Below are 15,331 nucleotides of genomic sequence, written 5' to 3' on the forward strand. Positions count from 1 at the left end.
TCCACGACAGGATAGCCTTGCTATTTTAAAAATATAACGTCATATCCTTGATCAAAAGACACAAAACAAGGATAGAATAATTATTCTGGTTCACCAAAGAAAATGATAAGGCCTATTCAAATTGACGAAGGCGATCAACATCAATCCATCTACCAGTATAGCATGGTCATTTGACGATGAAACCTGCAAGGCATTTGGCTATTTAAATGGGCGCCGTATCGCTGAGCTCATTTCATGGAAAGACCGTGCCTCTGGTCATGAAGGGTTCACTGGGGAAATTGTAAGCCCAGATGGCAGTATCATTGAATTCATGCCCTCTGGCGGCTTTGGCACTCCCCTTAATCAGATAAAAATGGAAATTGAGAAGGAAATCCTCAGTCTCTACGGTACCCCACAACCCGCCCTCACAGAGCTATCCAAAGAGAGCAAAGATTTAACTGCAAGTCCATCACCAGGATTGGCAGGTCACATCCAGGATGTTCAGAAAGTTATCAGAAGCATATTATGTGTATCTGGACTTGATAATGAAGGGAAACTTCAGGCCGTACGAGGTGTACTCGCTGAACTCTCCCCACTCCCCTCCGACCTTGATATTCCTTCACTGAAGAAAATTCCCGGAGGGGTGCAAGATGATATCCCTCCTGCACCATCTTCCAAGCGAAGCGAATGTTTCCGTTTTGGTTAGAGGTTAGAGATCAGAGCTTAATCCCACCGGATCCGGCATGATCTGCAACCTTTTGTTTTAGCATTGTAGTTCATGGATGATTTTTGAGTTCATAAGGGGTTGGATGTGAACAGGCTGTGACATCTAATCCCTCCCTTCCTGATACCCTCGGATAGGTAACAAAACTGATTTGCGTCCTGCCAGATTCAGGATCTGATATTCTATTTAATTGGACGGCACCAAGGAAAGGACCTGTTGCGCTTATGTCGTCATTGGGAAGTTCAGACCTGGAAAGCATTAAAGACAGCCTATAGAGGGCGTCTTTCGGACTTGCTGCATGGATTATACCAACAACCGTCTTCCCTAGCTTAAGTGAACACCTCAGTGCATCCTGTACATTGTCTAGGTAGAGATCATCACAGATAATGAGGCTATTCTCTTTCAGGCTACAGAGACGGAGTAGTTCCTGACTTTGAATTAGGCTCGGATTGATGTGCTTTAGTTTTCCAGAGCACGGAGAATTCTTCCATTCTTTAAAGCGCGATATATAAATACCATGAACTGTTTTATTTGTTTTTAAATATTTCTGGATGGATAAGTTTACAAAATTGGTTCTTCCGGTTCCGGCAGCCCCTGATATTATTATAAGACCTCGATTGGAGAGAAGATTATTAAGATAATATTTTACGTCATCAAATTCATTAGCATCATAAGCCTCACTAGAAGGCGTTTTATATCTCTCATCAACGTGAGAAAGGGCGTTATTTATTTTTGACCCCTTAAATGCTGCGAAGGTTCTGTAACCTCTCTTTTGGCACTCAAGATCTAATGCCTGTGTATATGTTAAATCAGACCGTTGGCTGGCGGATCGTGCAGCTCGCTTGATTTCTGAAAGAGACATGACAGGTCACTCCTCAGCGGATGGCAGTGTCGTGGCTCCATTCGATCACTCTCCGCGAAGAGGATATAGCTCGTTTGTTATTAGAGACTTTTCCGTGTGTGGAGCCGGAAGGCATGCTTGTCTCTTGCCATGGCTACAAGAAATAATCTTGTCATTTGGCCATGTCAAATGCTTACCAGATGTATCGCAAATCCCCGGCCTTCATGGCGTGGATAGAAGGCGCTGTGATAATGGCTTGCCGCAAGCTGCAAGAAAAGTGGGGGCATTCCTGAATGATTGGCCCCCGGATCTGTGATCACCGCGCCTCGTAAACTACCCTGTTAGGCGCCTGGAGCCATTGAGACTTCTTCTCGCGAATGACTGGGGGCATATTCCGGGGCATCGTAAGTGCCGTTCATTAAATCACGGAAACTGACGTTTTCACCTCCTTCAACATCCATCCCTGAGTCAACAGCAGCCTCCTCACGTGACCACAGCGAACCATCTACACAACGGAATGCAGTGTCATTTTCAAGGTAGGCTTCAGGTATGAGATCAGAGAAGTCCCTCTCTCCTTTCTCAAATCGATCCAGACATTCCATATAGAGATCGAGCGCCGCGCTCTGATTGTCGATCGGGATTACTTGAACAATAATATTGGTTGGACATCTCTCTGCATCCTGATCGTAACGAGCTGCAGAGGGATCTGTTATCTCTGTGTCTGCCCGGCTACGGCAATAAAGCTTGAGAGCATCTTCCCAGTCTTTTTTGGTGTAGTTCTGACCCGTTTCCGTCATTTTGGGGTCAAGCGCGCCTCTTGGCATGAGCCCTTCAGGCATCCGCACTTCGGCCATTGTCATTATAATGTCTTTAGTGTCCCTGAGGGTGTCGCCAGGAAGCACAGGCACTGAAAGCAGAAGTTCACCCGTAATTGCAGGGATGCCATTCTTCTCAGCCGCCAGAATGCTTTCCATATTGCTGACATCGTCAATCCTACCAACCGGTCGAATAAACAGTCGTGGCTCACTGGTGGGGCTTGTCATATCTGAATATCCATATCTAACTTGAGTTCCTAGGCTTTCAGCCCTTCAATCCGTCTTTCCCTTTTTATAGGATTTGTATGCAAAGCACTTCAGTCTGCTCTAAAAAGAGCCCTACATTCACCAAACAACAATTAGGTGTATACATTTGATTCATGAGTATTTCTGCTACTCTTGAAGGGTTGGTTATCAGATACGCAAAAACCCCGCCCTTCAGGTCGGAGATAATATCAAAACTGCCGATCAGCTTGTTTGACGCGATTCATCCCTGACCGGCTTTTGAAAGGTGTGAAATGATGAGTTTAGAAGACAACGAAGCCCTAACAGCAAGCGCTTCATGGTCTGCGAATAAGAAGCTCAAGAGTAAGGAACTTGCTCAAGTTGAAGGTGAAGCACGTCCTTGGGCAAGTCGCTCAACGCCATTGATTTTAAGAACGACTGGGCCAACCCCGTTCCATTTCGGGAGGGCACAAGCCTCTAAAGGCTAAGATTTGAGGGCTCATTAAGTCTTGCGGGACAGTTGGGAAGTTGACTGCTGTTCCGGCCTTTCTCGCAAGATTTTTTAGTTTAAGTGGAAATGAACGTAACGTTCACAGTCAAAGAAAAGTCTGAAAGAATGGCATCGGAATCTCCTGACACGACCAATAAGACATACGGAGGAAGTGGGAATCATTATCTTGCCCCCGAAAAGCACATGTTAATAGACCTTCATATTCCAGACTGTTCCAAGTCAATTAGAAGGTCAATTGAGGGGCTTAAAGATGCTATTCGGACAGGCCATTCTTCTTTTTCTGCTATCGGTCATGAAATCCGCAGATCTGAACTACAGATGAATGCCGCCAGAGATAATGCTAGAAACAACCTTGATGTTGAAATCGGAATCCAGCCCTGCCTTCACGCTTCCTGTCCTTCAACGTAAGGTTTGTGTAGATCAGAAGGTTCGGCTTCATGGCCTCGCTCTGCATGCCTCTTGCGTGCGTTAATCAGTTTGGCTTTCAGATCTTCCATCGCATCGATAGTGTTTGGCTTGCCTTCAGACTTCAAACGCAAATTTCTCAAAAGCAACGTTAAACTTCCACTCATAATCCTGCACCTTTCTTCTGGTATAAGGCAGTAATAGACCTTTTGGATATTCTCCCCGCCCAGGAGGACGGGGATTTAAAGCGAATGAGATTATTTTGGTAACCGGTACCAAGAATTTAAACTGAATTTCGATTAGAAAGTCACTCATTCATGGTCATGGATGCAACCGAATTATTACCCTCCGCACAAAATAACATTAAGCATGTTAAATTCGGCTGTAGAGGCCAGATACCGGCTATCGAAAGCTCTTTCTAAGCCCGTAGGAGGCTCCGGCAACGCAGCGACAACGAATGGTTGATGTTCATAGAAAGGTTCGAACGGAGTGTACCACTGGATCCCGACCTTCCCGCTCAGAGCGAAAAGCAGGATGTTTTGCCATTCTGCATCCATTCGGAGTTTATCCGCTCTGGCATCTCCTTCATATTCGACAATCTTCAGGAACCGCGTCCAATCCGCTGGCATCACGACCCATAGACCTCTGGAATTTAAAGTTTTTTGGGTCTTAAATTCCTGCCCAATGATACTTTGGTTATCTCTTTTTAAGAAATTTCTACAAATCTCAGCGTAGAATTTAGTCTCTCGCTCCTCCTTATTGGTATGTCTTTCTTTTAAAATCTTGATTAACCCGTCACATGCCCGGCGGAGTTTGTCTGCTCCAGGCCCTGCTCCGGTCTCCCCGCGGAACCTAAACAATTCAGTAGCGATATCCCTCTCTTCGTCACCAGCTTGCATATCCATGTACATTAGTGGACCTATGAAATAGACATGCTCAGGGATATTCTTAATTAAGCGGAGGGGTTCTGTTTCCTTATCACTTGGAACGAGTGAACGATTTGGGGCTGAGAGGTAAAGACGCAGGTTATTCAAGGGGCTGTCCGTCACCCATTCTGCTATTGTTGTGGTATGAGAAGGAGGTCTAGGACCCTTATGCAATTCCCAATCCAAGTGCACATATCGACAAAACTCTCCAATACCTTTGATAACTTCGCTTGCAATTTTTTTTACTTCTTCGTCATCAGTGCGGCGTCGAAGATCATCACATGCTATTTTAAGCTTTTGAAAATTACCTGAAAGTGTATCTGAAGAATTCGCGACACCTGTGCTTCCTACAGGAACGATAGCCCCATCAAAGCTTCGACTGCGAGCATGCCCTGAAATTCGTGTCATGATGGCACCTCGCAGAATGCTCAGAACAGTCACGACATCGATTTTCTGCCTTCCCCACCGCTGTTCTGACTTCTTGCCATTATCTAACGTCCTGACATAATCATCGATACAGAATATGAGGCGTCTAGGAAGATCGTCACCTGATGCGAAATTGCCCTGTCCATCGATATACCCCCCTCTTCCACGATAAATAACCTGAATAATCTCCATCAGAGCCGTTTCAATACTGAATCTTGGCACCTTGACCATAATTGACGTAGCCAGTGGCAGACTGATCCCTCTGGCCCCGGCTGACGTCATCAAAAAGAGACGGTAAGAATCCCGGCTTCCTCGACCCGTTCGTTTAGGATCAGTAAGGGCACGTTTCTGATCTAGAGAAAGTTCAGAGGTGATGGAGCAGATCTGTTCTGCCTTCAGAATTCCCCTTTCAACAAGTTCGGTCTTTATATCCGCTAGATGCTTACGATCTTGAGCGTAATATATAACCTGCTGATTAATTGGGGTTTTGCTTATTTCCTGATTGATCCGATCAACTGCCACAATGACATCACTATCTGAGAACAGCTTTTTAATCAGTTTGTGAGTCTGCAAATCTGGATTTGTCTGAGCATCCAAATCCCTGACACTCAAATCATAGCAAAGCGTCAGAGAGGTGGCAGGATAGGCATCTGCTGACACCATCGTCACGAAGGGAATTTTCGCCACTGACGCTAGAGATCTTATCCCGTCATTTTTAAGAGAAAATGGCGAAGTGGATGTTCTTGGTGATAGTAATATTCTTGCTGGATTTCTCCCTCCACTTTCTTCGCTTCCTGCAGATGAGAGAAAAGCTTTAAAAGCTTCAGGTGAAGAGAGTGATGCATCAGCCAAAAGAAGAATAACCCTGAAAGGGGAAGATACCTTCTCTCCTTCAAAAGGCTTAATTAGTGCATCGTAAAGACACTGTGCCATAGCTACCGCCATCGGGGCGCCTGCGCCATCGCCTGCCAGCTCATCAATCATTACGACGATGACTGAGCGGGTTTTCGCAAAATTGATTAGATCCTGTCTGATACGGGCACGTAATCCAGGTGTTTCTCGAACTCCGCGCTTGTTTGTCTGTCCGAATATCGCCGCAAGGTTTGCAACAGTCGCTTGTGCCTGATTTGCACTACATCGCATTCCTTGAATAGCCGCGGTGCCGGCAATAATGGGGATGTTCGGGTTCTTGGCAGCCACATCACGACATGCTTGAGCCAATGTTTTCATTACTGACGGTTGCGGCTGTGACTTCATATGCCTTTCTGAAGCAGCATGGTCATATCCCCTATACCCTCCAGGACTTTTATTCTGGCTCATGGCTTCGTCTGCATCTTCCAAGGTTAGATACAAACAAGAAGTTTCACCATCGACTGGTACCGGAGAGGTTGTTGACCCATTTACAGGAAAGGAACAGGTATAGGACACAGCAGAAGATGTCTTCTTACCAACTACACCTCTCCCCTTTTTTCTAGCATAATCTTCTGCAGATCCAATGAGTTTATGACTGGTGTTGAGGGATATGGCAGCAACATTACCTCCGTCCTGAGAATCAGGAGCCTTCGTAACGTCCTGCGTGACGCCCTCATTAATCACTGTTCGTGGACTGAAATACAGGAACAAAGAATTTTCACCGCTAGTCTTGTTCAGATTGCGGAGGGCTTTGATCGTTGAAGTTGTTTTACCGATGCCAGGATGCCCCAAAAGTCCAAGGGCCGTAATCTTTCCTACTGGCGCATTGGTGATCGTACTTTCAATGACGGCCGAATTAAGATCGCGGATAGTGACACCTCCATCTCTGCTGCAGGCCTCTAGCCTATTTTTCAGCGCTTCTGGCCGGAGGTAGTCTTGTAAGGGGATCTTCTTATTATTCTGGCACGAAGTCTCCAACCAATGCGTAGCTTCTGGCACGCTGTACCTTTGCGTTGGCCTTGAATAATCATCAAGGGTCTCTTCGATCTGAGCGGATGCTGTTATTTCTGTGCTTGCCGATAAAAGGAAAGTTTCTAGCGGTTTCCTCAAAGATCTTGGCATTCCGCGCGCGATGGTTTTGAAAACATCAGCCAGAGTACTTTCGAAGTCTTCTTCTTTTTCTGTTTTTGCAGAATAAACACGCCCAATGGACTGCATAAGAGAAAAAGTTCCGGATGACGGTTTCTCCCGATTGAACACACCACTAAGGGATTCCACCCCTTCGTTGGTCATAGCTATCGCGGTTGTATGGATAGTCTTATACTGGGAAAGAAGAAGGGCCATGTTTGTTGCGTAAGATGACCCCTGCATCAGCTTGTAAAGAGGCTTATCACTACGGGTGAACGCTGTCATGAACCGTGTGATGTCTTCTGAAACCGATATATCCACATCCGCGAATTGAGCGCCTAGATCGGAAAATACCCCTCGTTGTGATAGCGAGTAAACGTGGGATTTCACTTCCTCAAGATGCGCATCTTCTTTCTTATAATCCTTCAAAATGTTGGGTGTGTTCAGAGAGAACTCTATACAGACAAGATAAGCCCGGTCAGGCTTCTTTGTGTCTTCCAAAACCAGCATGAAGTCGGCCTGAGCTGGCATGCCTTTCCGAGCCAGTTTTATGGGATCTTCAAGTGTCCCTAGAGGTATACCAAACGCAGCTAGAAAGGATTTAACGCGATGGTCCCGGTTATTAGCAAAAGCTGTAGCCTTCTCAATATCAGTGAGGCCGTCCCCCTTTACAGAACGATCAGGGAATTCCAACGGGCTCCACATCCCCGCGACAGTAATCCTTTTTGCGCGCCCGGCCAGTTCAGATTTATTCCACCATTCGCGCATCACTGTGTAGCCAGTCGTCCAGCCAATAAATGTCAAGTGATCCAGATATGTCTTGCCGATTTGAACTGAATGTTCAAGAGATCTGCTATAAAAGTTAGAGAAATGATCAATAACACGACCATATTTAGTCCCTATCCACTGAGAAAGACCCGGATGCTTCTCATCGGACAGGATACCGGCTTCTTTCAGATAACTTAGAATACCGGACTTGGCCGCATTCTCAAAAACATCACCCCATAGGGAGGCTTCTTTATTAGATCTCTCCTCCATTCCGTTTTTTTTCGATGTATGGCTCTGGCTCTGATCAATCATCATAATTTACCTCGGCATAGCTATTGCCAGTATCAGATCGCTGCCCATCTGATTTTTTAGTTTCATCTGCCTCCAGTACATCGTTAATACGACTGAATAGAGCTGGACCACTGATATGCAAACTGCCCATGTGCATATTACTGTGTGCCTGGGTGATCTCGATTTCTCCCATTTCGGCCGTAGATTTTGCGTTAAACGGATTCAGCAATGGGAGAAAAAGTCGGCTTCCACCATTTTTTTTGGGCGATCGTTCAGTTTCAATATAATGCAGAGATCTTAAAATCAGACATAACGATTTCTGCGCCGCACTACCGTCTATAAGAACCTCACGCGCACGATGCAGAGCGTCTGTATAGTGGCAATTAGGTACGGTTGGCCCCTGTAACCACGAGTAGGTTGTCAGCCCTGATCGTGGGCTCCAATGCTCATCACCAACAACGTGTAGCGTCGCAACAGAGTAAATCGGAGATAGTGATGCGGGTGCGGGTTCCTCACCTAAATAGTTGCCCGAAGTCAACGATGCATGGTCCTGGGCACCGACAATTTCATACGCAATGGGGGTAGAATTTCGCTGGCCTTTAAGGCGCAATACCAATGACCGTTTCCTGACCAGAGGAATAATCCGCACCCGAGGATATGTTGACCGTAGCACTTGCAAAAATTTTTCGGGGTCAGCCTTCCGATGTCGATCTTCAGCTCGACCTATACGCCTGTCACCGTGCTGCCTACCGATCAACAGGACAGTTTCGCAGCCCAATTTATCTATAAGCATGTCGAGAGCTTTTTTGACTGCTGTATTACTCTGTGTGGCGGACAGGTCATCAGTGCGGTCAACGTTAATAAAGTTGCGCCCATGCTCAAGGATAAGGGTAGCATTGCCAGTATTATCCTGAGATCGTTGAGCAATATACGTCCTGACGACGCTCACATAGCTCAGAACTTCTCCGTGAGCGTTAACTTCAGACGGCCTGATTTCGTAGTCAATGATTCCTGTTTTGTTGAATAAAAGAGGAAACGGGATGCCGAGTTCGACACGATAAGCAGCATTTAGAGCATTTAATGTACCTTTCTTTTTATAGAATTTAATGTTCTCGTCACGGTCATCACTAGCGTTAAATCCCTGAGCTTTTATTCGAACTTGAGAGCTGAGGGCGATTTCAATTGCTTTAAACGCCGCATAAAATGTGTCAGCACCGGTTCCAGTCGCACTATCTATGCCATGTGAGGTGATTTTCAACATCTGAAAAATATCAGTAGTGTTTTCTCTCTTTATTTTTGTTTCCTTGAGAGACATGACTAGATGACGAAGAATCATGTAGGATAATACAGTAAAACACATTTTTTTAATTGCAGAAGTAATACTTTGCGATTGATAATTATCAACCGGCTGCTTATCACTCGGCATGTCGAGATCTGAACTATTGTAAATAAGAGCAATGGCCGGAGCTGGACATGGAGATTCTTTTGAATCACATCTCCACTGTGCCACCAACTCCTTATAATCGTCCAAAGAGTTTGGCTTTTTAAGATCGCCAGGGGTGAGAGAAATTAAAACCCTTTCATAAAATTTTGTACTGTCCCCTCTCTTAAGAAATCTGCGATCAGGTGATGGCTTTTTAGAACGAAGAGACCGCTCAGAAATGGCATAATCAATCCGATATGCATATAAAGCGTTAGGGATTTCAGCCGATTTTGAAACAAAAACTGATTTCAGAAGAAAACGTCCCAAATCTGATCTTGTGAGATTCTTTTCTGAAAACGGGTGTTTCGAAGATATCTTGAGACACTGCGGGTCTACTACCGAATCTGTAACATTCACATAAATTGATATTTTTTCATTATCCAGAAAACGATTTAATTGACATCCTTTTGCAGATTTTCGGGATCGATCAGTCCGCAAAAGCGTAAGCAGTTCATCGGCCGCATGCCTAACATATGTCGTAATGCTAGAATCTAATAGTTTGTTAACAACCAGCCCCACGCCCTTCTTAAGGCTATCTTGTCGATTATTTATAGGGGCCTCAGCATCGATGGCATGGCTATTCAGAAGATTAGAAAACTCATCAGCTTGTGCGGTAAAGAACTTTTCCACTTCAACTATGGTTGAGTGAAGTTCGGGATTTCCACTTTCATGTTGATTTGTCAGAACCCACAGCAGAAACAGTCGTGTCAAACGCCATGAATTGTTATGACCTTCCCACTCTTCACCTGTCCTGTGAACCATATTTTCATATGATGATTTTTTATTGATACGGTCTATTCCGTTCAGCCTGGGTATATAACTGATTTCCCTAACGTTCCTCAACACTTCCTGTTGTTCTGCATTAAGATTTTTAGATATGATCTCTGAAATCTGGTCATCCAATTTAAACCAAATTGGAAGTGAGGCATAAAGACTCAGGGAAAGAGAGTTAAATTGAAAATCAAATCCGTCTTCTTCTCTAGTTGGGAAATATATTTTCAATTCATTTCCATACTGACAAAAATACCTATAATAAAGGATAAGTCTTGTCGCATATGAGAGAAAGTTAGAATATTTCTGGGCACAATTCTGCTCTCTGCGAGCCAATGAACAATATGCTTCCAGTATTTCAATAGAAATATGAAGCCGAGCACGTGATGGCGCAATGTCTGACAGTGTTTCAATGAATCCCGACATAATTGAGCCAGGAGATCCGGCTTGGTCACGCCAAGCATCTAGTGCATCCTCGATGTCATCCTGTCCATCCACGTCTCCGTCAGGAAGACTTTCGAGAAGTTTAGCGCGCAGACCATTCAACAAGCCCCGAGTGTGATCGCCAGAAATCATTTCTTTCGCTGTCACCTGCCGAGCAATTTCTGCGGAAAAAGGAGCATGATATGGAGGTGAAAATGCGATTTCCTTTGTCTGATATGCCCCCACATCGGCATATTTCAATCCGTCCCACAGTTCCCTCAGAAATTCATCTTTGACAGAAAACTCGAACAACTTCCTGACCGCGGCGTATAGGCGAAGAATCGCTGTTCGCTCCGATGAAGCCTCTTCTGAGTGAGTTATTCCTCCCCATAACACGCGCTCAGAATTGGCCCCTTTCCAAGCTGGAAGGCGCTTCGCTACGGATCCGTGCAACTTGTCCATCTTTTCTTTCAGACGGTCATCCATGAGCAAAGCTTGTATACGTGAAAGATATATCCTTAGAACAGGCACACCATTTTTTTTGTCTCGGCCGGTTTCTATTATCTTACGGTCCTTGCTTGGATAAGAATCATAAAGCTCTATGACATCGGCCAAGAAATTTGAAATTTCCCTTAATGGCATGGTTGGTGATGATTTACTTACACCCAACGATGCGCCTTTAACTGTATTCATTTGTTATTCCTCGTAATAATCGAATTTAAGCTCCGCAGAAGATCAAAAAATCACAACGTGACAATCTCTGTACCGACAGAAGCCGGCTGTGTATCGCGGTCCGCGCAAAGAAAAGTTGAGGCATTCCCGAATGTGCAGGAACCGACATTTATAGAATGTCTTTGTAATATCTTAACCTTCTTAATTTTTACCTTGCCCGCAAAGACATGTCCAGTCTGACAAGAACCGATAGATAAGGTGAAGTGATCTATTAGGCCTTATATTGGCATTTTCATGGCTTATTTGAGTGACATAACCTTGATGTGAGGTCTACACCATCAACATGTGCAGGGTAATCCCGGCTTCATTGCACTATGACCATGAAGCGAAAGAAATTTTTGAAGGCTATTTTATAAATGTCCCTATCAAATTTATTATTAGGGCCTAACGTTGGAATAAGTGGATAAGGTAGAGCCAGATGACAAAATCATCTGGCTACATTGTAGTGAACTCAAGCGAACCCAAATTCTTTAAGGAGAATTTGCATGGCTTGTGATCTCCCCATCAGATCACGAGACGACTTTCTCATCAGACCAGCCAATTGAACTGACTCTTGCGTTGTTTTCTGTAGTTTTATGGCCTCATGGTGCGTTGATTCTGCACTGGAGGTCTGCTTGTTCATTTCAGAATTTATGTTCGTAACAGCCACCTCTACTAATGAGACGCCATCTTTGATCTTGGCAAGCAGTTCTGCCGTACTGGAAACTGATACAGAGGCCGCCAGGACCAGATCCTTACTTAGTCGTGTTTTCTCCGAAATCTGTTCGGCCGTGTTCTTTGTTGTGTTGGCCAGTGTCCTGATTTCTCCCGCTATAACAGCGAACCCTCCGCCTTCATCCCCTACCCGCGCGGCCTCTACACTCGCATTAAGGGCAAGAAGGTTGGTTTGCGTGGCTATGCCATCGATAGCGCCAACCAGATCATGAATAACCTTCCAGATGGTCTCGATCTGCTCCATACTGGATTGGGCTTTAGTGACGTTAGCATTGCCCTCCATAGTGGCTTTGAGACAACTCCTTACGGCATCTTCCGCTGCCTCTGTCTGTTTAGCCACGCCGGAAATAGAGTTTTTAAGCACACGGGTCAGTTCCGTGATTTCGGAAATTGCGGACACCTGATCCTGAGCACGCTCTTCGGCTTTTGCCACCCCATCACTGATTGTCTCAGAGGATGTTCCCACAAGAGAAGAAGCCCCTTTAATTTCCTCTGCCATGTCTTGCACGCGCTCTTTCAAGCGTTTGAAAGAATTGGCCAGGACTGGCGACCTCTCAATGACAGACGGGTTCAGCGTGACAGTCATGTCGCCCTCAGCCATACGATCGATGGCTTCAGATATAACGATTAGGGCGTCATTTTCCTTCGCGGCCTTCTCTCTCTCTTGCTTTAATATGTTGAGATATGTCGAAATGGCCATATCCATATCAAGGCAAGCCGCCTTAACGACCACACCAATCAGTTCGCCAAGATGCGCCATCTGCTGGGGCGACACCTTTTGAGGCTTTGTCCCACGAACTATGGAATTTGAAATGACATCCTGAATAATCCTTTCAAGGATTACCGCATAACCAGCGATGTACCATTGAGGATCAAGGCCAATCCTTGCATGTGTTTCCCCAATCTTTGTGACGTTTTTCACATAGTGTTCGTCAAATTCACCTGAAAAAAGCTGCCCCCAGTGCTCTTTTTGACGCTGTGAAGCTTTTTCGACTACCTCTTCTGTCTTGAAGAACTCTGACAGTTCTGGTGTTTCTCGAATGCGCTCATAAAATATTTTCAAACTATCGTTTAAAATATTATGGATTGGAGATGATTTGATCTCGCTCAGAACATGCCTTTGGTGATCATCGATCCCCAAGAAGGCCAAGCTATTTGAAATTGATGGCAGTTCACCATCGCCCCCTAATGGAGATATATGTTCCATTCGATGCGCCTCCATTTTGCGCGATATTCCGACTTAGATTGTGTTTCGATGCCTAGGATGAATAGGCTAAGAAGGATTATGTAATTCTATTGAATTATTTTTCATTTTCTTAAATGAAAATAAGCATTACAGCTCCGCCCAATTCTCATTTGGTAGCCATAACCAAACACTTACACGATTATTACAATCGGTCTATTTTATTTTTAAGGATAATGGTTTTGTTTTTGGATAGATAATTCCGATTATTATAATTTTTTTTGTAATAGTGAGCATTAACTTATGATGTGTCTCACTTGGTATTGGATTTTCTACTGATTAACATCCACGGTCAAGAGCGGAACAGATGAGTAATAACGCTTCAACTTCTTCCCCCTCAGAATTACTTTACGATGATCCTAGCATATCTGGGCCGGATATGGCCTTCAATAATGGCCAGGTAGACGGCTACACAGAAGAATTTGACAGTTCCCTGCCTAATTTGACCAGCAATACCGATCCTGACTGGGATATTACCCAATGGACTGCTCCAGGATATTTTGATCCTACAAATCCAGACACCAACGACACAGCAGACAGCGATCCACTGTTAAACGGGGTTCCTATCGCAAAATGGAGCGCTGTCAGTGGCAACGTATCCAGTGGATTGGCCGTTTATAAGTCATCACAGTATGGATACACCTATGCCTTAACTCAGGCCGGAGGTTCCAACACAGACGTATTCCTGCAAACAAAAGAGCAGAATGCGGGTGTGGCTAACACCTTTGACCACCAGTTAACCTTTTCGGCCAATGAGCGGATTACTAACGTCGAGCCAAATGGGGATAATACCACATGGTTCTGTTACAACGCCTTCACCTTCGCTTTTAACCTCAGTGGTAAATACTCTGTACCGGCCGCCAGCTATTTTGCTCAAGCTGTCATGGCCGACAACAGAGGCCAGGAAACTGCCGATTCAGGGAATGGCACCTCTCTCTCTACAGGCGTGTTTAATGTTTCCAACAATGATACATATCAGGACACATCTGGGGCATGGCATATTGACGCCATAGATGCCGTTGATTCCCTACCTTTGGAAGATGACACATCTTTCCATCAGGTAACTATCAATCTAAACGCGATGCTTGATAGCCTTATATCGGCTCTATCTCTGAAATATCCGCAGTACGCGACATATTACCAAGATCTCTCTGATTGGACGCTCACTGGGAGTTATATTGGCCCGGAGGGGGTATCCTCAGGATCCACTGACCCAAGTTATTCAGCCACGATGGAAGTAAACGATATTAAGATCACTTCCGGTGATAGCGCAGATCAGTCATACTCGGCCGCAAACCAAAAGATCGTTCAGGTTAGTGATGGGCAAGCCTCTACCATTAAAGTTTATAATGAGTCATCTGTCATACACCTTCCATCCGATGGCTCATCAGACATTATTCTGAGCTCCTACTCAGGTAGTGGAGTAAAAACAATTACGGTCGATGCTGAAGGGACTGACGATACTATCAATCTTAATGGCTACAATGCGATTATCGATCTTAGCAATATCAATGGATATCTGACGATTACCCCTTCCTCTGGATATGAAAATATCACCCTCAATGGCACGGGCGCCGTGAACATATCCGGCTCATTTAATGGAAGTATAACCGACAATCGGACTGACAAGGGAGATTTCGTTCAAAGCGGTGGCACCGCCAATTCCAGCACAGGAACGGATGGGAACAGCACGTCATCGACATCCAGCAGTTCGAATACATCAAGCACGCCAACCGTTACAGATATAACGATACAGCGCGATGTGACACAGTACCTTAGCCCGACAACAGACAGCTCAACTATCCTCTCTCTTGATGGAGGATTGAACCTAGATGGCGGGAATAATGTCACGATGGTCGGGAGTTATAAGTACTTCAACCTCTTTGGCCTTACCGGGGATACCCAAATTGCCTCAGCATTGTCGGGCACCGGGACTATAGCGGAGGCATCAGGAACACCAGGAATAACACTATCAAGCAGCTAAGCGAGCCTCAATGTAAATGACAGCAATATC

At 45.1% G+C, this 15,331-nt stretch carries 8 protein-coding genes; 2 read left to right on the forward strand and 6 right to left on the reverse strand.

The annotated features are described in order from the left end of the window. Nucleotides 1–121: 121 nt before the first annotated feature. Nucleotides 122–685, forward strand: a complete 564-nt coding sequence (locus CSR02_RS12950) for a hypothetical protein (RefSeq protein ID WP_099541929.1) — start codon at nucleotides 122–124, stop codon at nucleotides 683–685. A 70-nt stretch (nucleotides 686–755) separates the two neighbouring features. Here the strand turns inward: CSR02_RS12950 and CSR02_RS12955 are convergent, their stop codons facing one another. The 6 genes from CSR02_RS12955 to CSR02_RS12980 form a co-directional block, all read right to left on the reverse strand. After that, nucleotides 756–1,565, reverse strand: coding sequence for a hypothetical protein (locus CSR02_RS12955; RefSeq protein WP_099541930.1), 810 nt, complete (start codon nucleotides 1,563–1,565; stop codon nucleotides 756–758). A 320-nt stretch (nucleotides 1,566–1,885) separates the two neighbouring features. Then, the gene (locus CSR02_RS12960) at nucleotides 1,886–2,587 is read right to left on the reverse strand and encodes a hypothetical protein (RefSeq protein WP_099541931.1); all 702 of its coding nucleotides are present in this window, start codon (nucleotides 2,585–2,587) and stop codon (nucleotides 1,886–1,888) included. Between the two features lie 891 nt (nucleotides 2,588–3,478). Continuing rightward, entirely contained in the window at nucleotides 3,479–3,667 is a 189-nt protein-coding gene (locus CSR02_RS12965) for a hypothetical protein (protein ID WP_099541932.1), read from the reverse strand. Between the two features lie 174 nt (nucleotides 3,668–3,841). Then, nucleotides 3,842–7,975 carry a hypothetical protein gene (locus CSR02_RS12970; RefSeq protein WP_099541933.1) on the reverse strand — a complete coding sequence of 1,378 codons (4,134 nt, stop codon included), beginning with the start codon at nucleotides 7,973–7,975 and terminating at the stop codon, nucleotides 3,842–3,844. Next, on the reverse strand, nucleotides 7,965–11,321 hold the full coding sequence (locus tag CSR02_RS12975) for a hypothetical protein (protein WP_143225588.1): 3,357 nt from the start codon (nucleotides 11,319–11,321) through the stop codon (nucleotides 7,965–7,967). The genes CSR02_RS12970 and CSR02_RS12975 overlap by 11 nt, the downstream gene beginning before the upstream one ends. Nucleotides 11,322–11,811: 490 nt before the next feature. Beyond that, nucleotides 11,812–13,281, reverse strand: coding sequence for a protoglobin domain-containing protein (locus CSR02_RS12980; RefSeq protein ID WP_167384147.1), 1,470 nt, complete (start codon nucleotides 13,279–13,281; stop codon nucleotides 11,812–11,814). A gap of 343 nt (nucleotides 13,282–13,624) precedes the next feature. On the opposite strand from CSR02_RS12980, the gene CSR02_RS12985 reads away from it, so the two are divergent. Next, nucleotides 13,625–15,301 (forward strand): hypothetical protein, encoded by a 1,677-nt coding sequence (locus CSR02_RS12985; protein ID WP_143225589.1) that lies wholly within the window; start codon nucleotides 13,625–13,627, stop codon nucleotides 15,299–15,301. The last annotated feature ends 30 nt before the right edge of the window (nucleotides 15,302–15,331 follow it).

Source organism: Acetobacter pomorum (assembly GCF_002738225.1).
Taxonomy (GTDB): Bacteria; Pseudomonadota; Alphaproteobacteria; order Acetobacterales; family Acetobacteraceae; genus Acetobacter; species Acetobacter pomorum.

Excerpts from the sequence above, each read along its gene's own strand:
- CSR02_RS12955 (WP_099541930.1), bottom strand. The coding sequence starts at position 1,565 with ATGTCTCTTTCAGAAATCAAGCGAGCTGCACGATCCGCCAGCCAACGG.
- CSR02_RS12960 (WP_099541931.1), bottom strand. The coding sequence starts at position 2,587 with ATGACAAGCCCCACCAGTGAGCCACGACTGTTTATTCGACCGGTTGGT.
- CSR02_RS12965 (WP_099541932.1), bottom strand. The coding sequence starts at position 3,667 with ATGAGTGGAAGTTTAACGTTGCTTTTGAGAAATTTGCGTTTGAAGTCT.
- CSR02_RS12970 (WP_099541933.1), bottom strand. The coding sequence starts at position 7,975 with ATGATGATTGATCAGAGCCAGAGCCATACATCGAAAAAAAACGGAATG.
- CSR02_RS12975 (WP_143225588.1), bottom strand. The coding sequence starts at position 11,321 with ATGAATACAGTTAAAGGCGCATCGTTGGGTGTAAGTAAATCATCACCA.
- CSR02_RS12980 (WP_167384147.1), bottom strand. The coding sequence starts at position 13,281 with ATGGAACATATATCTCCATTAGGGGGCGATGGTGAACTGCCATCAATT.
- CSR02_RS12985 (WP_143225589.1), top strand. The coding sequence starts at position 13,625 with ATGAGTAATAACGCTTCAACTTCTTCCCCCTCAGAATTACTTTACGAT.